Consider the following 20481-nt stretch of genomic DNA (forward strand, 5'->3'; position numbering starts at 1 on the left):
CACGATTGTGAAACGTGCAACCAATCCGGCGTCGGGTTCGGGGCAGGGTGGGGTGATCCCCGTGTTGACCGCGGCTGACTCCTGACCTATAGGCGCGCCCTGTTCTTCGGGAGTCTTTCCCGCTGGGCATGCTTGAACATTGCTGGATGCATTCCAGGGCCTGAGGAGCGTTTTGCGCTTCCTAGGGTCCTTTTTGTATTCTCAGGCGCCTCAATGGCTCCAGCAAAGTAACCATTTGAAAGGTGAAGGCTTCAATGCCGACGATCAACCAGCTGGTCCGCAAGGGCCGCGATCCGCAGAAGGCCAAGTCGAAGGTCCCTGCGATGGAAGCCAACCCGCAGAAGCGCGGCGTTTGCACCCGCGTCTACACGACGACCCCGAAGAAGCCGAACTCGGCTCTGCGCAAGGTGGCCAAGGTTCGCCTGACCAACCAGCGCGAAGTCATCAGCTACATCCCGGGCGAGGGCCACAATCTTCAGGAGCATTCGGTTGTCCTGATCCGTGGCGGTCGTGTCCGCGATCTTCCCGGTGTTCGCTATCACGTCCTGCGCGGCGTGCTCGATACACAGGGTGTGAAGGACCGGCGTCAGTCGCGTTCCAAGTACGGCGCCAAGCGTCCGAAGTAAGCCGATCAATGCCAACCGACGCAAGTCGGCACTGGTATGTTTGATCACACAGGCTGAAGTTTAGAAGGAATATAAAATGGCACGTCGTCGTCGTCCCGAAAAGCGGGTCATCCTGCCTGATCCCAAGTTCGGGGATGAGGTTCTGTCGAAGTTCATGAACAGCGTCATGCTGGACGGCAAGAAGTCCGTCGCAGAGCTGATCGTGTACGGTGCATTCGAAACCGTCGAGAGCCGCGCCAAGCGCGACCCGATCGGCGTTTTCCACGATGCGCTGAACAACGTGAAGCCGGGCATCGAAGTCCGTTCGCGTCGCGTCGGTGGTGCAACCTACCAGGTTCCCGTCGAAGTGCGTCCCGAGCGTGCACAGGCGCTGGCGATCCGCTGGCTGATCGGTGCGGCACGTTCGCGCAGCGAGAACACGATGGCCGCACGGCTGTCGGGCGAGCTGATGGACGCGGCGAACAACCGCGGCAACGCGGTCAAGAAGCGCGAAGACACGCACCGGATGGCAGAAGCCAACCGTGCATTCTCGCACTACCGCTGGTAACAGCGGGCTTCGAAGCCTAGCATTGGTAACCGTGTCACGGGCGGCCTTTCGCCCGTAACGCAAACACCTATATATTGGGGAGCCGGCACGTTCGGCTCCCCATATCCTTAAGGAAGCACGATCATGGCCCGCAGCCATCCGCTCGACCGTTACCGCAACATCGGCATCATGGCGCACATCGACGCCGGCAAGACGACGACGACCGAGCGCATCCTCTATTACACCGGCAAGTCCTACAAGATCGGCGAAGTGCATGAAGGCACCGCGACGATGGACTGGATGGAGCAGGAGCAGGAGCGCGGGATCACGATCACGTCGGCTGCAACCACCTGCAAGTGGCGCGCCGAGGAAGGTAAGGGCGAAGAGCACCTTATCAACATCATCGACACCCCGGGCCACGTCGATTTCACGATCGAAGTCGAGCGTTCACTGCGCGTCCTCGACGGCGCGGTCGCGTGCTTCGACGGCGTTGCTGGCGTCGAGCCACAGTCCGAGACCGTGTGGCGTCAGGCCGACAAGTACGGCGTGCCGCGCATGTGCTTCGTCAACAAGCTCGACCGCACCGGTGCCGACTTCTACTTCTGCGTCGACTCGATCATCGAGCGTCTCGGTGCGCGCCCGGCGGTCCTGTACCTGCCGATCGGCATGGAAGGCGGCTTCAAGGGCCTGGTCGACCTCGTCGAGAACCGCGCGATCATCTGGCTCGAAGAGAGCCTGGGCGCGAAGTTCGAATATCAGGACATCCCGGCGGACATGGCCGACAAGGCCGCGAAGTATCGCAGCGACCTGATCGAGATGGCTGTCGAGCAGGACGATGCTCTGATGGAAGCCTATCTTGAGGGTAACGAGCCCAGCGTCGCCGACCTCAAGAAGCTGATCCGCAAGGGTACGCTCAGCATGGCGTTCGTCCCCGTGGTCTGCGGTTCGGCGTTCAAGAACAAGGGCGTCCAGCCCCTGCTCGACGCCGTGGTCGACTATCTGCCGTCGCCGCTCGACGTTCCCGCGATTCAGGGTCTGAAGCTCGACGGCGTGACGCCGGACGAGCGTCCTTCGTCGGACGAGGTTCCGTTCTCGGCACTGGCGTTCAAGATCATGAACGATCCGTTCGTCGGCACGCTGACCTTCGCCCGCATCTATTCGGGCAAGCTGGAGACCGCATCGCAGGTCACCAACTCGGTCAAGGACAAGAAGGAAAAGGTCGGCCGCATGTTGCTCATGCATGCGAACAGCCGTGAGGACATCCAGGAAGCGTTCGCGGGCGACATCGTCGCTCTCGCAGGCCTCAAGGACACGACCACGGGCGACACGCTCTGCGCGATGAACGCACCGATCATCCTCGAGCGGATGGAATTCCCCGAGCCCGTGATCGAGCTGTCGGTGGAGCCGAAGACCAAGGCCGATCAGGAGAAGATGGGCGTCGCGCTCAATCGTCTCGCACGCGAGGATCCGTCGTTCCGCGTGTCGTCGGACCCCGAGTCGGGCCAGACCATCATCAAGGGCATGGGCGAGCTCCATCTCGAGATCCTGGTCGACCGCATGAAGCGTGAGTTCAAGGTCGAGGCCAATGTCGGTGCTCCTCAGGTCGCGTATCGCGAATATCTGAAGAAGCCGGTCGACGTCGACTACACGCACAAGAAGCAGTCGGGCGGCACCGGCCAATTCGGTCGCGTGAAGGTCAAGGTCACGCCGGGCGAGCGCGGTTCGGGCATCACGTTCAAGGACGAGATCAAGGGCGGCAACATTCCGAAGGAATATCTGCCCGCGATCGAGAAGGGCTTCCGCGAGACCGCCGCGTCGGGTTCGCTGGTCGGCTTCCCGATCATCGATTTCGAGATCGTGCTGTATGACGGCGCGTATCACGACGTCGACTCGTCGGCTCTGGCGTTCGAAATCTGTGCCCGTGGCGCAATGCGCGAAGTGGCGCAGAAGTCGGGCATCACGCTGCTCGAGCCGGTCATGAAGGTTGAGGTCGTTACCCCGGAGGACTATCTGGGCGACGTCATCGGCGACATGAACAGCCGTCGGGGTCAGATCCAGGGCACCGACAGCCGCGGCAACGCGCAGACGGTCGAGGCGATGGTGCCGCTGGCCAACATGTTCGGCTATGTGAACTCGCTCCGCTCGTTCACGCAGGGCCGCGCGCAATACTCGATGCAGTTCTCGCATTATGATGAAGTGCCGCAGAACGTCGCTGACGAGGTGAAGGCGAAACTGGCCTAACCCTTTAAGGGGGTAGGGCTAGCGTCAGGCTTTAACAGCCGCTATGGGGCCGCGTTCGCGCGGTTCCCGGTGTGGCACCGGAATACGAATCAGAAGGTAGGAAACAATGGCCAAGGCAAAATTTGAGCGGAACAAGCCGCATCTCAACATCGGCACCATCGGTCACGTCGATCATGGCAAGACGTCGCTCACCGCTGCGATCACGAAGGTTCTGGCAGAGACGACTGGCGGTACCGCTGTCGACTTCGCAAACATCGACAAGGCTCCCGAGGAGCGCGAGCGCGGCATCACGATCTCGACCGCACACGTCGAGTACGAGACGGCCAACCGTCACTACGCACACGTCGATTGCCCGGGCCACGCCGATTATGTGAAGAACATGATCACCGGCGCAGCCCAGATGGACGGCGCGATCCTCGTCGTTTCGGCGACCGATGGCCCGATGCCCCAGACCCGTGAGCACATCCTGCTCGCACGCCAGGTCGGCGTGCCTGCCATGGTCGTGTTCATGAACAAGGTCGATCTGGTCGACGACGAGGAAATCCTCGAGCTGGTCGAGATGGAAATCCGCGAGCTGCTCAGCTCGTACGACTTCCCGGGCGACGACATCCCCGTCATCAAGGGTTCGGCAACCTGCGCGCTGTCGGGTTCGAACCAGAAGCTCGGCGCCGACGCCGTCACTGAGCTGATGCAGGCTGTCGACGACTACATCCCGCAGCCCGAGCGTCCGCTCGACAAGCCGTTCATGATGCCGATCGAGGACGTGTTCTCGATCTCGGGTCGTGGTACGGTTGTCACCGGCCGCGTCGAGACCGGCATCGTCAAGGTTGGCGAGGAAGTCGAGATCGTCGGTATCCACCCGACCGTCCGCAAGACGACCGTCACGGGCGTCGAGATGTTCCGCAAGCTGCTCGACCAAGGCCAGGCTGGCGATAACGTCGGCGCGCTGATCCGCGGCGTTGCACGTGACGAAGTCGAGCGTGGCCAGGTGCTCTGCAAGCCAGGCACGATCAAGCCGCACACCGACTTCAACTCGGAAGTCTACGTGCTGTCGAAGGAAGAGGGTGGCCGTCACACGCCGTTCTTCGCCAACTACCGCCCGCAGTTCTACTTCCGTACGACGGACGTGACCGGCACCGTCGAGCTGCCTGAGGGCACCGAGATGGTCATGCCAGGCGACAACGTGTCGCTCGGCATCAAGCTGATCGCACCGATCGCCATGGACGTGGGCCAGCGCTTCACGATCCGCGAAGGCGGCCGTACCGTCGGTGCAGGCGTCGTCAGCCAGATCGACAAGTAAGCATTCGCTCCTTCGGGAGTAGATCGAAGAGCCCGGCTTCTCGCGAGAGAGGCCGGGCTTTTTCGTGTTTGGTAAATCGGGGCAATGTGGTCAGGTGCGATATGTCCGCAATGAACCGCCTCACCCTAAAGTATGCGTACGATCGGAGCTTTTTCGATCCAAAACTTACGCGTGACGATTTCGGTTACCTCTCGATATCTGCGCGAACGGATCGCTTTTCCGGGCGCGGAGGATTTTGGGTACAGTGGCAGGATGTGCTGGAATTTAGCGAAGCACTTGCGACGTTTCCCATAGCCACAGATGCGCCGATCTCCGCGCAGTGGGGCTACGAGATGCAGGAAGGTGACGACCTCATTCTGCGAATCGAAATTGCGGCGGCGAACAAGCAGGGCGATCTTCTTGCTAGCTTCGTGATCGCCGATCTACACCGTCGGAGTAGTCGGGTTAGCGGGTCGTTTCAGACAAACTATCCGGACGTTGAGGATTTCCGTTTAGGCATCGCTCGGATGATGGACAGTGAAGTCGGAGAAGCTGTTCTAGAAAGCCGGTAGCTTAGGCACGGCCCCGCGCGGCCCCGGGCTGCGATCCTCCCCCGCTAGGGGGAGGTGGCGCCGGGGCGTTGGAGGGGAGAGCGGGGGCCGCGGCATGATGGGGCTCTTGCGGTTATTGCTGCTCAACCTGGGGTGAGGTGACGGGGATGAGCTGCGGGCGCGGTGGTGCCACCCCCTCGGTCACGCTTCGCGTGCCACCTCGCCCTGGCGGGGGAGGTCCGATGGGTAGGCATGGTGTTCGACAGATCGAGCCGGAAAACGCTCTCGCCCTGGTTGCATTTCAACCGACTCTCCCGTAATGGCCCGCCTTCGGTTTAAACATCAACCAGCAAGAGCCCGGAAACGGGCCCGCTCTTTCGCATCGGTAGGGACTATGGACAGCAATATCCGCATTCGTCTGAAGGCGTTCGATCACCGTGTGCTCGATCAGGCCACCGGCGACATCGCCGACACCGCACGCCGCACCGGCGCGCTCATCCGCGGTCCGATTCCCCTTCCGACGCGCATCGAAAAATTCACCGTGAACCGCGGCCCGCACATCGACAAGAAGTCGCGCGAGCAGTTCGAGGTGCGCACGTACAAGCGTATGCTGGATATCGTCCAGCCGACGCCGCAGACGGTCGATGCGCTGATGAAGCTGGACCTCGCCGCTGGCGTTGACGTCGAGATCAAGCTCGCCTAAGGGCGAGCGCGGCGCGGTCGACCGGTAACGGTCCCGCGCCGTTCGACATTGGGATACCGCCGTCGGTGCAAACCGACGGGGCAGCGTCCCCCGTCACGTTCCTGCGCTCGCAGGAACACCAGCCCGGGACGGGGCGCGTTTCGTATTTACCGGGTTGATCCGACTCCATTCAGGGCTTTTGCCGGGGATGGGGTCAGGTGGATGCATCATGGAGCTCGCTCCGGACATGGTCCGCAAGCCCCCGAGGAATAGTCCGACGGGGCCTCTGTCTAGGAAGGGACAAGATCATGCGTACTGGCGTGATCGCGAAGAAAATGGGGATGACCCGCCTGTTCCAGGAAGATGGTCGGCACGTGCCGGTCACCGTTCTGGCACTCGAAGGCAATCAGGTCATTTCCGTTCGCGAAATGGATCGTGACGGCTACACCGCCGTCCAGCTTGGTGCAGGCGTTGCCAAGTCGAAGAATGTCGCAAAGCCGCAGCGCGGCCATTTCGGCAAGGCCGAAGTGGAGCCCAAGGCTGTCGTCCATGAGTTCCGTGTGAACGCAGACGGCCTGCTCGACGTTGGCGCCGAGATCTCGGCCGACCATTATGTCGCAGGCCAGATCGTCGATATCCAGGGCAAGACCCAGGGTAAGGGCTTCCAGGGCGGCATGAAGCGCTGGGGCTTCGGCGGTCTGCGGGCAACCCACGGCGTGTCGGTCTCGCACCGTTCGCTCGGTTCGACCGGTCAGCGCCAGGATCCGGGCAAGGTCTTCAAGAACAAGAAGATGGCCGGCCACATGGGCGACAAGTATCGCACCCAGCAGAACCTCGAGATCGTATCGACGGACGTCGAGCGTGGTCTCCTGTTCGTCAAGGGTTCGGTTCCTGGCTCCAAGGGCGGCTGGCTCTTCGTCAAGGACTCGGTGAAGGTCGCGCGCCACGCCGACGCACCGTTCCCCGCCGGTCTCAAGACCGTCAACAGCAACACCGCAGCAGACACGCCGGCCGAAACGACCGACGCACCTGCAGCCGACGGCCAGGAGGGCTGAGCGTGAAGATCAAGCTTTCATCTTTCGCCGGCACCGAGGGCGCGGACATCGAGCTCAACGACGAGATCTTCGGTCTCGATCCGCGCGCCGACATCCTGCACCGTGTGGTCACCTGGCAGCTCGAGAAGCGTCGCGAGACGGCTCGTGGCACCCGTGAGCGCGCAGACGTCGCTCGCACCGGCAAGAAGTTCGGTCGCCAGAAGGGCGGCGGTACGGCACGTCACGGCGATCGCCGCGCGCCCGTGTTCATCGGTGGTGGTAAGGCTCACGGCGCTCGCGTCCGTGACTTCAACCCGTCGCTGAACAAGAAGGTTCGCGCGCTCGGTCTGCGCATGGCGCTCAGCAGCCACGCCAAGGCGGGTTCGCTGGTCATCATGGACAGCCTGGCTGTCGAGGGTGGCAAGACCAAGACGCTGCAGGGCGATCTCGCCAAGCTCGGCTTCGGCAAGCGTGCGCTCGTCATCGACGGCGACATGGTCGACACCAGCTTCGCATTCGCTGCGGGCAACCTGTACGAAGTGAACGTGATGCCGGCAGCCGGCGCCAACGTTTACGACATCCTGAAGCATGACACGCTGGTGCTGACGCGCGCCGCTGTCGAAAAGCTGGAGGCGCGCTTCCATGGCTAAGAAGCAGAAGGCGGGCATCGATAATCGTCATTACGACGTTATCCTGGCCCCGCACATCACCGAGAAGACGACGACCCTGTCGGAGCACAACGCGGTGGTGTTCAAGGTGTCCAACGACGCCACGAAGCCCGAGATCAAGGCGGCCGTAGAGGCGCTGTTCGACGTGAACGTCGTCGGCGTGAACACGCTCGTCCAGAAGGGCAAGACCAAGAAGTGGAAGGGCACGAACTACTCGCGCTCGGACATGAAAAAGGCAATCGTGACGTTGAAGGACGGTCAGTCCATCGACGTGACGACGGGGATCTGAGGCGATGGCACTCAAGCATTATAATCCGACATCGCCGGCACGCCGCGGTCTCATCCTGGTCGACAAGTCGTCGCTCTGGAAGGGCAAGCCCGTCAAGGCGCTGACCGAAGGCAAGCACAAGACCGGCGGTCGTAACAACAAGGGTCACGTGACCTCGCGCGGCATCGCCGGTGGTCACAAGCAGAAGTACCGCTACATCGACTTCAAGCGTCGTAAGTGGGACGTCGAAGGCACTGTCGAGCGGATCGAGTATGATCCCAACCGCACCGCGTTCATCGCCCTGGTCAAGTACCCGGACGAAGAGCTCGCCTACATCCTGGCGCCGCAGCGTCTGGCCGTCGGCGACAAGGTCCTCGCGGCCAAGAAGACCGACGTGAAGCCAGGCAATGCCATGGAACTCGGTCAGATGCCGGTCGGCACCATCGTCCACAATGTGGAGATGAAGCCGATGAAGGGTGGCCAGATCGCCCGTTCGGCCGGCACGTATGTGCAGGTCGTCGGTCGCGACAAGGGCATGGTGATGGTCCGCCTGAACTCGGGCGAGCAGCGCTACATCCGCAGCGATTGCATGGCGACGGTTGGCGCGGTTTCGAACCCCGACAACCAGAACCAGAACCTGGGCAAGGCAGGGCGTTCGCGCTGGCTTGGTATTCGTCCGCTGACGCGCGGCGTCGCCAAGAACCCGGTCGACCATCCGCACGGCGGTGGTGAAGGCCGCACCTCGGGTGGCCGTCATCCGGTCACGCCGTGGGGCAAGCCGACGAAGGGTGCGCGCACGCGTCACAACAAATCGACCGACAAGATGATCATCCGGTCGCGTCATTCGACGAAGAGGAAGGGCTAACATGGCTCGTTCAGTCTGGAAGGGTCCGTTCGTGGACCTTCATCTGCTCAAGAAGGCAGAAACCGCCCAGGACACCAACGCGCGTTCGCCGATCAAGACCTGGTCGCGTCGCTCGACGATCCTGCCGTCGTTCGTGGGCCTCACGTTCAACGTCTATAACGGCCGCAAGTTCGTGCCGGTCTCGGTCAACGAGGACATGGTCGGGATGAAGCTGGGCGAGTTCGCGCCCACGCGCTACTTCCCCGGCCACTCCGCCGACAAGAAGGGCAAGCGCTGATGTCTAAGCAAGTCAGCCCGCGCAAGGTCGCGGACAACGAGGCGCTTTCGGTCGGTACGCAGATTCGCGGTTCCGCACAGAAGCTCGGCCTCGTGGCTGCGCTCATCCGTGGCAAGAAGGTCGGGGATGCGATGAACATCCTCGCCTTCTCGACCAAGGGCATGGCGATCGAAGCCCGCAAGGTGCTGGCCTCGGCCATCGCCAATGCGGAGAACAACCACAACCTCGACGTCGACTCGCTGGTCGTCGCCGAGGCATCGGTTGGCAAGTCGATCACGATGAAGCGCTTCGCGACCCGCGGCCGCGGCAAGTCGACCCGCATCCTCAAGCCATTCAGCCGTCTGCGCATCGTCGTGCGCGAGCAGGAAGAAGCATAATGGGTCAGAAGAGCAACCCCATCGGTCTGCGTCTGCAGATCAACCGTACCTGGGATAGCCGCTGGTACGCCGAAGGCGCCGACTATGGTCGGCTCCTGCTCGAGGATCTCAAGATCCGCGCATATATCATGAAGACGCTGCCGCAGGCCGCGATCTCCAAGGTTGTGATCGAGCGTCCGGCCAAGCTGGCCCGCATCTCCATCTTCGCTGCACGCCCCGGCGTGATCATTGGCAAGAAGGGTGCGGACATCGAGAAGCTGCGTTCGACGATCGGCAAGATGACGTCGTCGACCGTGTCGCTGAACATCGTCGAGATCCGCAAGCCGGAAGTCGATGCGCGTCTCGTCGCGCAGGGCATCGCCGATCAGCTCGAGCGTCGTATCGCCTTCCGTCGCGCCATGAAGCGTGCGGTCCAGTCGGCGATGCGTCTCGGTGCCGAAGGCATCCGCGTGAACTGCGGCGGCCGTCTTGGCGGCGCCGAGATCGCACGGTCGGAGAGCTATCGTGAGGGTCGGGTTCCGTTGCACACGCTGCGCGCGAACATCGATTATGCCGAGGCTACGGCTCATACGTCTTATGGCGTTTGCGGCGTGAAGGTCTGGGTCTTCAAGGGCGAGATTCTCGGCAACGATCCGACGTCGTACGACCGCATCATGATGGAGGCTCAGACCTCCGGCGTGCGGCCGCAGCGCGACGATCGTCGCTAAGGGGCAGGAACAGACATGCTGCAACCAAAAAAGACCAAGTTCCGGAAGGCCTTCAAGGGCAAGATTTCGGGCGACGCCAAGAGTGGCTTCTCGCTCAATTTCGGCTCCTACGGCCTGAAGGCCATGGAGCCCGACCGGATCACCGCACGCCAGATCGAGGCGGCCCGCCGCGCGATCACGCGTCACATGAAGCGCCAGGGGCGTTTGTGGATCCGCATTTTCCCAGACCTTCCGGTCTCGGGAAAGCCAGCCGAAGTCCGCATGGGTAAGGGCAAGGGTGCGCCGGAATATTGGGCCGCTCGCGTCAAGCCGGGTCGGATCCTGTTCGAGCTCGACGGCGTCGACGGCAAGATTGCCGCCGAGGCATTCGAGCGGGCGGCCATGAAGCTGCCGATCAAGGTAAAGGTCGTTGCCCGTCTGGGCGACACCTCGCATCTGGGAGGCGAGTAAGATCATGGCTCGTATCGACGACATGAAGGCCAAGAGCGACGACCAGCTGTCGGAGTCGCTTGGCGAACTGAAGCGCGAGCAGTTCAACCTGCGCTTCCAGGCCGCCACGAACCAGCTCGAAAAGCCGAGCCGCGTTCGTGAGGTCCGCCGCGACATCGCTCGCATCAAGACCCTGCAGGCTCAGCGCACCAGCGCTGACGCCGCGAAGTAAGGAACACATCATGCCGAAGCGCGTGCTGACCGGTCTGGTCGTGTCCGACAAGGGCGACAAGACGGTGGTCGTGAACGTCGAGCGTAAGGTGAAGCACCCGCTCTACGGGAAGATCATCCGTCGCTCAAAGAAGTATCATGCTCATGACGAGAGCAACGAGTTCAAGCAGGGCGAGACCGTGCGGATCGAAGAGACCGCACCGATCTCCAAGCTGAAGACCTGGAAGGTGATCGAGCGGGTCAACACCCACGCGACGCCGGAGCGGGCTTCGGCCGAGGGCTGAATCAAACATGAGGGCAGGGGGGCAACTCCCTGCGCTCTTGTTTTCGTAAACGGGAACGGCTAAGCGGCCGCTCCTCCCCGTTGCGGATTCGTCCGCGGCGGGGTGATTTTTTAGGCGGGGTTCGGTCGGTATCGACCCCAGAGACAGAGAAGGGATACGGATCCATGATCCAGATGCAGTCCAATCTCGACGTCGCTGACAACAGCGGCGCGAAGCGGGTGCAGTGCATCAAGGTGCTTGGGGGTTCCAAGCGTCGTGTTGCAGGCGTTGGCGACATCATCGTCGTCAGCATCAAGGAAGCGCAGCCACGGGGCCGCGTGAAGAAGGGCGACGTTCACCGCGCGGTGATCGTTCGTACCGCCAAGGATATCCGCCGTGCAGACGGTACGGTCATCCGCTTCGACGGCAACGCCGCGGTGCTGGTCAACAAGAACGAGGAGCCGATCGGCACCCGTATCTTTGGCCCAGTCGTTCGCGAGCTGCGGGGCAAGAAGCACATGAAGATCATCAGCCTTGCGCCGGAGGTGCTGTAATGGCGTCGCAGCGTATCAAGAAGGGCGACAAGGTCATCATCCTGTCCGGCAAGGACAAGGGCAAGACCGGCGAAGTCACGATGTCGATGCCGAAGACCGACAAGGTCGTCGTCTCGGGCGTGAACATCGCCGTGCGCCACACCAAGCCGACCCAGGGTGACCCACAGGGTGGCCTGGTCCGCAAGGAAGCACCGATGCACGTCTCGAAGGTCGCGCACGTGACCGCCGACGGCAAGCCGACCCGCGTCCGCTTCGAGGAGCAGGATGGCAAGAAGGTCCGCGTGGCCGTCAAGACCGGGGAGAAGATCAATGGTTGATCAGAACACCGCCGCTGGCACCGAGGCCGCCTACACGCCGCGCATGCGGAAGATGTATGATGAGACGATCATCAAGGCGATGACCGAAAAGTTCGGCTACAAGAACGTCATGGAGATCCCCCGGATCGACAAGATCGTGCTGAACATGGGTGTCGGCGAGGCGACGCAGGACAAGAAGAAGGTCGACCAGGCAGCCCAGGAAATGGAGCTGATCGCCGGCCAGAAGCCCGTCGTGACCAAGGCCAAGAAGTCGATCGCGCAGTTCAAGCTGCGTGAGGGCATGCCGATCGGCGTGAAGGTTACCCTTCGCCGCGAGCGCATGTACGAGTTTCTCGACCGTTTCATCACGATCGCTCTTCCCCGCGTCCGCGATTTCCGCGGTCTCAACCCGAAGAGCTTCGATGGCCGTGGCAACTATGCCTGCGGTATCAAGGAGCAGATCGTGTTCCCAGAAATCAGCTATGACCGGGTCGACAAGGTCCGCGGCATGGATGTGATCGTGACGACGACCGCCAAGACCGACGACGAGGCTCGCGAGCTTCTCCGTCTCTTCGGCTTCCCGTTCCCGATCGAAGACGACGCTGCCGACGAGAAGAAGGCAGCTTAACTACCAACCGCCGCCCCTGACCTCGTGTCACGGGCGGCGCTTCAGGAAAGAAAGAACTTAAGTCGATGGCGAAACTGAGTTCAGTCAACAAGAACGAGCGCCGCAAGCGCATGGTCAAGCAGTATGCCCCGAAGTACGCGGCACTGAAGGCAATCGCAGCGGACAAGACGCTCGACGATGGTGAGCGTCTGATCGCTCGCCTCAAGATGGCGGCAATCCCGCGCAACGCGAACCCGACCCGCATCCGTAACCGGTGCGAGCTGACCGGTCGCCCGCGCGCCTATTACCGCAAGTTCCGGCTCTGCCGTATTCAGCTGCGCGATCTGGCCAACAAGGGCCTGATCCCCGGCGTCACGAAGTCGAGCTGGTAAGGACTACATCATGGCAGTGACCGATCCCCTGGGTGATTTGCTCACCCGTATCCGTAATGGCCAGCGCGCGAAGAAGGACTCCGTCCTGACTCCGGCGTCGAAGCTGCGCGTCCGCGTGCTCGACGTTCTGCAGCGTGAAGGCTATATCCGTGGCTATAGCGAAGAGCAGATGGGCCCCGCGGCCGGCCTTCGCATCGAGCTGAAGTATTTCGAGGGCCAGCCTGCGATCAAGCATGTCGCGCGCGTCTCGAAGCCCGGCCGTCGCGTCTATTCCGGCTCGCAGGAACTTCCCCGCGTCCGTAACGGCCTCGGCATCACCATCGTCTCGACGCCCCGCGGCGTGCTTTCGGATTCCGAAGCACGTGAGCAGAACGTCGGCGGCGAAGTCCTCGCGGAGGTGTTCTGATGAGCCGTATTGGTAAGAAGCCGGTCACCGTACCGGCGGGCATCACGCCGACGATCGAGGGTAAGCAGCTGACGATGAAGGGCCCCAAGGGGACCCTGAAGATGCCGCTTCGCGACGAGATCAGCTACACGATCGAAGACGGCGGCATTTCGGTGCAGCCGGCCAACGACACCAAGCGCGCTCGCGCGTTCTGGGGCATGCAGCGGACCATGGTGCAGAACCTGGTCACCGGCGTGTCGGAAGGCTTCACCAAGAAGCTGCTGATCAGCGGCGTCGGCTATCGTGCCGCAGCCCAGGGTCGCAACCTCAAGCTGCAGCTTGGCTACAGCCATGACGTCAACATCGACGTGCCCGAGGGCATCGAGGTGAAGACGCCGGACAACACGACGATCGAGATCTCGGGTTCGGACAAGCAGATGGTTGGCCAGCTGGCCGCGGAGATTCGTCAGTGGCGCAAGCCCGAGCCGTACAAGGGCAAGGGCATCAAGTACGACGGCGAGTTCATCTTCCGCAAGGAAGGGAAGAAGAAGTAATGACCAAGGGACTTTCTCTTTTCGCCAAGCGGCGTCGCCGCAACCGTACCGCGCTGCGCGCACGCGCCGGCACCCGTCCGCGCCTGTCCGTGCATCGCTCGGGCAAGCACATCTATGCCCAGGTGATCGACGATGCCGCCGGCACGACGGTGGCTTCGGCCTCGACGCTGGAGAAGGACGTGCGCGGCACGTCCGGCGCCAACATCGACGCGGCGACTTCGGTCGGCAAGCGGGTCGCCGAGGCTGCCAAGGCAGCGGGCGTGACCCAGGTCGTGTTCGATCGCGGCGGCTTCCTCTACCACGGTCGCGTGAAGGCTCTTGCCGATGCCGCGCGCGAAGCCGGATTGGAGTTCTAAGACATGGCTGACGAAAACAACACGCCAGCGGTAATCGCACCCGAGACGACCGCACAGGACGTCACGGCTCAGAACGTGCCCCAGAGCACCGGATACCAGGGCAACAGCGGCGGTGGCCGTGGTCGTCCGGGTGGCGGCGGCGGTGGCGGTCGTGGTGGCCCCGGCGGCAACCGTGGCGGTGGCCCCGGTGGCAACCGTGGTGGTCGCGATGGCGGTCGTGGCGGTCGTGACAATCGTGGCGGTCGTCCGGGTTCGGACGATGGCGGCGAAGAGCTGATCGAGAAGCTGGTGCACATCAACCGCGTCTCGAAGACGGTCAAGGGCGGCAAGCGCTTCGGCTTTGCAGCACTCGTCGTCGTCGGCGACGGCAAGGGCCGTGCAGGCTTCGGTCATGGCAAGGCACGCGAAGTGCCGGAAGCCATTTCGAAGGCGACGGCAGCTGCCAAGAAGAAGATGGTTCGCGTTCCGCTCAAGGACGGTCGCACGCTGCATCATGACGGCAACGGTCACTTCGGTGCCGGCAAGGTCACGCTGCGGTCGGCGCCTCAGGGTACGGGCATCATCGCCGGTGGCCCGATGCGCGCCGTCTTCGAGTCGCTGGGCGTTGCAGACGTCGTGACCAAGTCGGTCGGCACGTCGAACCCCTACAACATGATCCGCGCAACGTTCGAAGCCCTTGGCGAGCAGACCTCGCCCAAGGCCGTCGCACAGCGTCGCGGCAAGAAGATCGCCGACCTGCTCGGCCATGGTGGTTCGAAGACCGCCGAGGCCGATGCAGCTGCGATCACGGAGTAAGCGATCATGGCTACCATCAAGATCACGCAGACCGGTTCGCCGATCCGCCGCGAGAAGGACCAGCGCGCAACGCTGGTCGGTCTCGGCCTGAACAAGATGCACAAGACCCGCGAGCTGGAAGACAGCCCAGAGGTCCGCGGCATGATCCGCAAGGTGCAACACATGGTGTCGGTCGAAGGCTGAGCCTTCACGACCCACGTGACAAATACGGGAAAGGGGGCTAACGGCCCCCTTTCTTATTCCAGAATCCAACCCCGGTTTTTCAACCAGCGCGTAACAAGCGAAAGCGAGTGCATTACCATGAAGCTCAACGAACTCCGCGATAACGAAGGTGCCCGTAAGTCCAAGATGCGCGTCGGACGCGGCATCGGCTCGGGCAAGGGCAAGACCGGCGGCCGCGGCCAGAAGGGCCAGAAGAGCCGCGAGGGCGTGTCCATCGCCGGCTTCGAAGGCGGCCAGATGCCGCTCCACATGCGTCTGCCTAAGCGCGGCTTCAACAACATCTTCCGCAAGGACTTCGCAGAGGTCAACCTCGGCGCGATCCAGCTCGCGGTCGATGCCGGCAAGATCGAGGCGAACGCCACGCTCGACCACAACGCGCTCAAGGCCGCTGGCCTGGCACGTGGCGGCAAGGACGGCGTCCGCCTCCTCGCCAAGGGTGAGCTGACCACGGTCCTTTCGTTCACCGTCGACGGCGCGTCGAAGGGTGCGATCGAGGCGGTCGAGAAGATCGGCGGCAAGGTCGAGGTGATCCACTTCGTCCCCGCAGCCGAGAAGGCTGCCGCCAAGAAGGGCGTGAAGTACAAGGAGCGTGCGGCGCACAAGGCGTCGTTCAAGGCCTGAGCCGAACAAGAAAGGGGGCGGGTGCGAGAGCGCCGGCCCCTTTTTTTATTTGCCTGACCTGGCGGCTTCCTGTCGCCCGCTTCCGACCCGCCCGTTTTTCGGGACCACCCTTCCTCCGTTCGCCCTGAGCGTAGTCGAAGGGTACGTCACCTGGGGCAACGTCCTTCGACTTCGCTCAGGACGAACGGGGCAGGGGGCGACCGAGCGCCCCTCGGGCTCGCATAACGCACCTAGGCATTAGACAAGCGCGCTCCTGCGCCTATATGAGCGGCGGGGGCGGTCACAACGCTTCCCGCCTTCTTTGTTTCCAGGACGATCACACGTATGGCATCCGCAGCCGACCAGATGGCGCAAAGCGTCAGCCTGTCCAAATTCGCCAAGGCGACCGATCTCAAGAAGCGGTTGTGGTTCACGATCGGCGCCCTGATCGTCTTCCGCCTGCTCAGCTATGTCCCGTTGCCGGGTGTCGACCCGACCGCGCTGGGGCTGCTGTCGCAGCAGACGCAGGGCGGCGTGCTCGACTTCTTCAACACCTTCTCGGGTGGTTCGCTCAGCCGCATGTCGCTGATCGCACTCGGTGTGATGCCCTACATCACCGCCTCGATCGTGGTGCAGCTCGCGACCTCGCTGAGCCCCACGCTCGCCGCGATCAAGAAGGACGGCGAATCGGGCCGCAAGCGCCTGAACCAGTATACCCGCTACGGCACGGTCGGCCTGACCGCGGTGCAGGGCTATTTCATCGCCGTCGGGCTCGAGACGCTCGGCGCGAACCAGGGCATCGCCGCGGTGATCGAGCCGGGCATGACCTTCCGTATCGCGGCGGTCATCTCGCTGATCGGCGGCACGATGTTCCTGATGTGGCTCGGTGAGCAGATCACCAGCCGCGGCATCGGCAACGGCGTCTCGTTGATCATCATGGCGGGCATCGTCGCGCATCTGCCGACGACGCTGGTCAACCTGCTCGAGGGCGGCCGTTCGGGCAGCCTCGACCCGATCAAGCTGATCGGCATCATCGTCGCGGTTGTCCTGCTCGTCCTGTTCATCTGCTTCATGGAGCGCGCACAGCGCCGCATCCTGATCCAGTATCCCAAGCGCCAGACGCAGCGCGGGATGCAGGCGGATCGCAGCCATCTGCCGCTGAAGATCAATACCGCGGGCGTCATCCCGCCGATCTTCGCCTCGTCGCTGCTGCTGATGCCGCTGACGATCTCGCAGTTCGCCGGACAGCGCGTTGCGGGTGAGTCGCAGTGGGGCGATTTCATCATCACGCTCAACCAGTATCTGCAGCACGGCAGCCCTGTTTACATGCTGCTCTACGGCGCCGGCATCATCTTCTTCTCGTTCTTCTACACCGCGATCGTGTTCAATCCCGAAGAGACGGCGGACAATCTGAAGCGGCATGGCGGGTTCATCCCCGGCATCCGTCCGGGCAAGAACACCGAGAACTACTTCGATTATGTTCTGACGCGCATCACCGTCATCGGTGCCGCCTATCTGACGATCATCTGCCTGCTGCCCGAATATCTGGTCACGGCGCTGTCGATCCCCTTCTATCTCGGCGGGACCAGCCTGCTGATCGTCGTCAACGTGACGATGGATACGGTGACACAGATCCAGAGCCATCTGCTCGCGCATCAATATGGCGACCTGATCAAGAAGGCGAAGCTGAAGGGCGGTCGACTTCGCTAAGTTGCGGGGTTACCGGTTTATAATCCTGCACGAACGAGGGGAGTGCGTTTCGTGAATATCATCCTTCTTGGCCCGCCCGGCGCGGGCAAGGGCACGCAGGCCGCGACGCTCGTGGCCGAACGCGGCATGGTCCAGCTGTCGACCGGCGACATGCTGCGCGCTGCGGTCGCCGCGGAATCGCCCGTCGGCCTTCAGGCGAAAGCCGTGATGGCCGCCGGGGGCCTGGTCAGCGACGACATCGTGTCGGGCATCATCGGTGAGCGGCTCGACCAGCCCGATACCGCAAACGGCGTGATCTTCGACGGCTATCCGCGCACCGCGGCCCAGGCCGAGGCGCTCGACGGGCTGCTTGCGGCTCGCGGTCGCACGCTCGACTACGTGATCGAGCTTGGCGTTGACGAAGCCGCGCTGATCGACCGTGTGGTTGGGCGGTACACCTGCGCGAACTGCGGCGCCGGTTATCACGATCGGTTCAAGCAGCCGGCGGTTGCCGGGGTCTGCGACGTGTGTGGCTCGACCGAGTTCAAGCGCCGTCCCGACGACAATGCCGAAACCGTCAAGACGCGGATGGCCGAATATCGCGCCAAGACCGCGCCGATCCTGCCGATCTACGATGCGCGCGGGCTTGTACGTCGCGTCGACGGGATGGCGGACATCGGCCATGTCGGTGTCGCGATCGCGGCGATCCTCGACGACCGCTGATTAGACGTTCACCGACCCGAACATGACAGGTTTGTCATGTTCGGGTCATCCCCCTGTCGAGTGCCCGATCCTAAGAGACGCGTGTCGCCCGAAAGAGCGGCACGAGTTTCCAGAGATCGGTGCCCGTCACTCCCGGGGGTACCGTGGGGGCCGGCGGGAAGTGATTTCCGCCGGCCTTTCCGTTATGGGACAGGGGAAAGCGATGACGCCGTGAACCGCAAGATCCTGATTGTCGAAGATGATGTCTCGACCGCGAGCTATCTTGCCAAGGGGCTGACCGAAGCGGGTTATGCCGTCGAGACCTGTGGCGATGGGCGTGACGGACTGTTCCTCGCGAGCGAGGGGATCTTCGACCTGATCATCGCCGACCGGATGCTGCCGGGGCTGGACGGCCTCGCCATGGTCAGCGCGGTCCGCGCGGCCGGCATCGTCACCCCGGTTCTCATCCTCTCCGCGCTCGCGGCGGTCGACCACCGCGTCGACGGGCTGAAGGCCGGGGCCGACGACTATCTGTGCAAACCCTTCTCGTTCGCGGAACTGTCGGCGCGCGTCGAGGCACTGGTGCGCCGGTCGGACCGCCTCGCGAGCGATCCGCAAAAAACCAAGCTGTCGGTCGGCGATCTCGAGATCGACCTGCTTTCACGCGTCGTGTCGCGCGGCGGGCACACGATCCCGCTGGGCGCGCGTGAATTCAACCTGCTCGAATTCCTCGCCCGGCATGCGGGGCAGGTCGTGACGCGGACGATGATGCTCGAGAAGATCTGGAATTATCATTTCGATCCGGGATCGAACGTCGTCGACGTCCATATCGGGCGGTTGCGGCGCAAGCTCGAGGACGGGTTCCCGACGCCGATCCTCCATACGGTACGCGGGGCAGGATACCGGCTCGCCGTGGAGGGCTGAACCGCGATGCGCCTGTCGGTCACCGCGCGGATCGCGCTGCTCGCGATCATGCTGTCGCTGGTGTCCAACCTCGCGCTGATCGGCTTCGTTTGGAAACAGACCAGCGCCGATGCAATCGATGCGATCCGGCGCGAGACCACCGAACAGTCCGATGCGCTGCGCACCGTCTGGCAAGTTGGCGGTATTCCCGAACTGCGCCAGGCGATCGGCGAGGCGGTGAGCCCCGGCGACGTCTCGCTGGTACTCGCGCTCGTCGACGCGGACGGACGAACCGTCCAGGGAGTCGCGCCTGCGAGGCTGGCCGTGCCGCTGCGGATGACCCGCTTCAGGATCGCCCGGCTTGGCGACGACGCGTTGTGGAACGCGCGCGAGACGGGGTACGCCCTGTACCCGATCGGCCGGCAATGGCTGCTGACGGGCCGCAACCTCGATCTGATCGCGGCGGAGGAACGTGCGATGGAGCGCGCGCTGGCCTTCGCCATCACCCTCTCGCTCGCGCTTGGCATCGTCGGGGGGCTCGTGCTCGCGCGCTATGTCGGTCGGCGTCTCGACGGGATAGCGAGCGTCGTCGAGGCCGCGGGCGAGGGGGACCTGTCACGCCGTGTGGCCGTGGTCGCGGGTGGCGGTGACGCGTTCGACCGGCTGGCCGCGCGGCTGAACGTTATGCTCAGCAAGCTTGAGGGGGTGATGGCCGAGCTGCGCGTCGTGACCGACAGCCTGGCGCACGACCTGCGCTCGCCGCTGGCACGGTTGCGGACCAAGACCGAGCAGGCGGTGCTGATCGCGGACCCCGACGCGCGTGAAGTGGCATTGGGCGGGCTGCTGACCGAGACCGACCTGGTCATGCGGATGCTGACGATGGTGATCGAGATCAGCCGGTCGGGCTCGGTATCGCGCGACCGGTTCATCCAGGTGTCGCCTGCGAACCTGCTCGAGGAGATCGGTGAGCTCTATGCCCCGGTCGCCGAGGATGCCGGCCTGAGCTTCGTCGTGGCGATCGACGATCGGCCACCGGCCATGGCACTGCACCGCGAACTGCTGAGCCAGGCGATCACCAACATGATCGACAACGCGCTGCGGCATGGTGCCAGTGGCGGAACGGTGACGCTGCGCCTGATCGAGCGCGGTGATGGCGTCGTGATCCAGGTCGAGGATCGCGGGCCAGGGATCGCGGTGGCGGACCGTGCACAGGCGCTCAAGCGATTCGGGCGACTCGACAGCGCACGCACGACCCCGGGGGCGGGGCTGGGCATGGCGCTGGTCGAGGCGGTTGCGCGGCTGCATGACGGGCGGTTCGAACTGGGGGACAATGCGCCCGGCCTCGTCGCGCGGATCGTCCTGCCGGTCTGACCGCGCGCGGGGATGGCTTTGTGTGTGCGGA

General features: G+C 63.3%; 30 protein-coding genes. All 30 read left to right on the forward strand.

Annotation, left to right across the window (positions count from 1 at the left end):
- The first annotated feature begins 254 nt into the window (after window positions 1–254).
- The 30 genes from rpsL to sphst_RS08485 all read left to right on the forward strand — a co-directional run bounded on the left by rpsL (window position 255) and on the right by sphst_RS08485 (window position 20450).
- Window positions 255–626, forward strand: coding sequence for a 30S ribosomal protein S12 (gene rpsL, locus sphst_RS08340; RefSeq protein WP_010164594.1), 372 nt, complete (start codon window positions 255–257; stop codon window positions 624–626).
- A 76-nt stretch (window positions 627–702) separates the two neighbouring features.
- Entirely contained in the window at window positions 703–1173 is a 471-nt protein-coding gene (rpsG, locus tag sphst_RS08345) for a 30S ribosomal protein S7 (protein WP_031393769.1), read from the forward strand.
- Window positions 1174–1296: 123 nt separating this feature from the next.
- Window positions 1297–3393 (forward strand): elongation factor G, encoded by a 2097-nt coding sequence (gene fusA / locus sphst_RS08350; protein WP_031393768.1) that lies wholly within the window; start codon window positions 1297–1299, stop codon window positions 3391–3393.
- A 106-nt stretch (window positions 3394–3499) separates the two neighbouring features.
- Window positions 3500–4693: an elongation factor Tu gene (tuf, locus tag sphst_RS08355; protein ID WP_031393767.1), complete on the forward strand. Its 1194-nt coding sequence runs from the start codon at window positions 3500–3502 to the stop codon at window positions 4691–4693.
- A gap of 110 nt (window positions 4694–4803) precedes the next feature.
- Window positions 4804–5244 carry a hypothetical protein gene (locus sphst_RS08360; protein ID WP_159043549.1) on the forward strand — a complete coding sequence of 147 codons (441 nt, stop codon included), beginning with the start codon at window positions 4804–4806 and terminating at the stop codon, window positions 5242–5244.
- Window positions 5245–5617: 373 nt separating this feature from the next.
- Window positions 5618–5926, forward strand: a complete 309-nt coding sequence (gene rpsJ, locus sphst_RS08365) for a 30S ribosomal protein S10 (protein WP_007406109.1) — start codon at window positions 5618–5620, stop codon at window positions 5924–5926.
- A gap of 287 nt (window positions 5927–6213) precedes the next feature.
- The gene (rplC, locus tag sphst_RS08370; RefSeq protein ID WP_031393765.1) at window positions 6214–6960 is read left to right on the forward strand and encodes a 50S ribosomal protein L3; all 747 of its coding nucleotides are present in this window, start codon (window positions 6214–6216) and stop codon (window positions 6958–6960) included.
- Window positions 6961–6962: 2 nt separating this feature from the next.
- Complete coding sequence (gene rplD, locus sphst_RS08375) at window positions 6963–7589, forward strand: 50S ribosomal protein L4 (protein ID WP_031393764.1); 627 nt, start codon at window positions 6963–6965, stop codon at window positions 7587–7589.
- Window positions 7582–7896 carry a 50S ribosomal protein L23 gene (locus tag sphst_RS08380; protein WP_031393763.1) on the forward strand — a complete coding sequence of 105 codons (315 nt, stop codon included), beginning with the start codon at window positions 7582–7584 and terminating at the stop codon, window positions 7894–7896. Before rplD ends, sphst_RS08380 begins: the two co-directional genes overlap by 8 nt.
- 4 nt (window positions 7897–7900) lie before the next feature.
- Entirely contained in the window at window positions 7901–8740 is an 840-nt protein-coding gene (gene rplB / locus sphst_RS08385) for a 50S ribosomal protein L2 (protein ID WP_031393762.1), read from the forward strand.
- 1 nt (window position 8741) lies between these two features.
- On the forward strand, window positions 8742–9017 hold the full coding sequence (rpsS, locus tag sphst_RS08390; RefSeq protein WP_031393761.1) for a 30S ribosomal protein S19: 276 nt from the start codon (window positions 8742–8744) through the stop codon (window positions 9015–9017).
- Complete coding sequence (rplV, locus tag sphst_RS08395; RefSeq protein WP_037529220.1) at window positions 9017–9394, forward strand: 50S ribosomal protein L22; 378 nt, start codon at window positions 9017–9019, stop codon at window positions 9392–9394. The genes rpsS and rplV overlap by 1 nt, the downstream gene beginning before the upstream one ends.
- Entirely contained in the window at window positions 9394–10101 is a 708-nt protein-coding gene (gene rpsC, locus sphst_RS08400) for a 30S ribosomal protein S3 (RefSeq protein WP_031393759.1), read from the forward strand. The genes rplV and rpsC overlap by 1 nt, the downstream gene beginning before the upstream one ends.
- A gap of 15 nt (window positions 10102–10116) precedes the next feature.
- Window positions 10117–10551, forward strand: a complete 435-nt coding sequence (rplP, locus tag sphst_RS08405; RefSeq protein ID WP_031393758.1) for a 50S ribosomal protein L16 — start codon at window positions 10117–10119, stop codon at window positions 10549–10551.
- Window positions 10552–10555: 4 nt separating this feature from the next.
- Window positions 10556–10762, forward strand: coding sequence for a 50S ribosomal protein L29 (gene rpmC / locus sphst_RS08410; RefSeq protein ID WP_031393757.1), 207 nt, complete (start codon window positions 10556–10558; stop codon window positions 10760–10762).
- 10 nt (window positions 10763–10772) lie between these two features.
- Window positions 10773–11045, forward strand: a complete 273-nt coding sequence (gene rpsQ / locus sphst_RS08415; RefSeq protein ID WP_031393756.1) for a 30S ribosomal protein S17 — start codon at window positions 10773–10775, stop codon at window positions 11043–11045.
- Between the two features lie 164 nt (window positions 11046–11209).
- Window positions 11210–11578 carry a 50S ribosomal protein L14 gene (rplN, locus tag sphst_RS08420; RefSeq protein ID WP_031393755.1) on the forward strand — a complete coding sequence of 123 codons (369 nt, stop codon included), beginning with the start codon at window positions 11210–11212 and terminating at the stop codon, window positions 11576–11578.
- Complete coding sequence (gene rplX / locus sphst_RS08425) at window positions 11578–11895, forward strand: 50S ribosomal protein L24 (RefSeq protein ID WP_031393754.1); 318 nt, start codon at window positions 11578–11580, stop codon at window positions 11893–11895. The genes rplN and rplX overlap by 1 nt, the downstream gene beginning before the upstream one ends.
- Window positions 11888–12502 carry a 50S ribosomal protein L5 gene (rplE, locus tag sphst_RS08430; RefSeq protein ID WP_042466294.1) on the forward strand — a complete coding sequence of 205 codons (615 nt, stop codon included), beginning with the start codon at window positions 11888–11890 and terminating at the stop codon, window positions 12500–12502. The genes rplX and rplE overlap by 8 nt, the downstream gene beginning before the upstream one ends.
- 65 nt (window positions 12503–12567) lie before the next feature.
- A complete protein-coding gene (gene rpsN / locus sphst_RS08435) occupies window positions 12568–12873 on the forward strand; it encodes a 30S ribosomal protein S14 (RefSeq protein WP_031393752.1) in 306 nt (101 codons plus the stop codon).
- Between the two features lie 10 nt (window positions 12874–12883).
- Window positions 12884–13279 (forward strand): 30S ribosomal protein S8, encoded by a 396-nt coding sequence (rpsH, locus tag sphst_RS08440; protein WP_031393751.1) that lies wholly within the window; start codon window positions 12884–12886, stop codon window positions 13277–13279.
- Window positions 13279–13812 carry a 50S ribosomal protein L6 gene (gene rplF / locus sphst_RS08445; protein ID WP_031393750.1) on the forward strand — a complete coding sequence of 178 codons (534 nt, stop codon included), beginning with the start codon at window positions 13279–13281 and terminating at the stop codon, window positions 13810–13812. Before rpsH ends, rplF begins: the two co-directional genes overlap by 1 nt.
- Window positions 13812–14168 carry a 50S ribosomal protein L18 gene (gene rplR, locus sphst_RS08450; RefSeq protein WP_031393749.1) on the forward strand — a complete coding sequence of 119 codons (357 nt, stop codon included), beginning with the start codon at window positions 13812–13814 and terminating at the stop codon, window positions 14166–14168. The genes rplF and rplR overlap by 1 nt, the downstream gene beginning before the upstream one ends.
- A 3-nt stretch (window positions 14169–14171) precedes the next feature.
- Window positions 14172–14963: a 30S ribosomal protein S5 gene (gene rpsE, locus sphst_RS08455; protein ID WP_043156692.1), complete on the forward strand. Its 792-nt coding sequence runs from the start codon at window positions 14172–14174 to the stop codon at window positions 14961–14963.
- Window positions 14964–14969: 6 nt separating this feature from the next.
- Window positions 14970–15146 (forward strand): 50S ribosomal protein L30, encoded by a 177-nt coding sequence (gene rpmD / locus sphst_RS08460; protein WP_031393747.1) that lies wholly within the window; start codon window positions 14970–14972, stop codon window positions 15144–15146.
- Between the two features lie 117 nt (window positions 15147–15263).
- Window positions 15264–15806 carry a 50S ribosomal protein L15 gene (rplO, locus tag sphst_RS08465; RefSeq protein WP_031393746.1) on the forward strand — a complete coding sequence of 181 codons (543 nt, stop codon included), beginning with the start codon at window positions 15264–15266 and terminating at the stop codon, window positions 15804–15806.
- A 324-nt stretch (window positions 15807–16130) separates the two neighbouring features.
- Window positions 16131–17495 carry a preprotein translocase subunit SecY gene (gene secY, locus sphst_RS08470; protein ID WP_031393745.1) on the forward strand — a complete coding sequence of 455 codons (1365 nt, stop codon included), beginning with the start codon at window positions 16131–16133 and terminating at the stop codon, window positions 17493–17495.
- Window positions 17496–17546: 51 nt separating this feature from the next.
- Entirely contained in the window at window positions 17547–18197 is a 651-nt protein-coding gene (locus tag sphst_RS08475) for an adenylate kinase (RefSeq protein WP_037529375.1), read from the forward strand.
- Window positions 18198–18407: 210 nt separating this feature from the next.
- Complete coding sequence (locus sphst_RS08480; RefSeq protein ID WP_031395241.1) at window positions 18408–19100, forward strand: winged helix-turn-helix domain-containing protein; 693 nt, start codon at window positions 18408–18410, stop codon at window positions 19098–19100.
- A gap of 6 nt (window positions 19101–19106) precedes the next feature.
- Complete coding sequence (locus sphst_RS08485; protein WP_031395240.1) at window positions 19107–20450, forward strand: sensor histidine kinase; 1344 nt, start codon at window positions 19107–19109, stop codon at window positions 20448–20450.
- The last annotated feature ends 31 nt before the right edge of the window (window positions 20451–20481 follow it).

Source organism: Sphingomonas sp. STIS6.2, from assembly GCF_000732685.2.
Lineage (GTDB): Bacteria > Pseudomonadota > Alphaproteobacteria > Sphingomonadales > Sphingomonadaceae > Sphingomonas > Sphingomonas aerolata.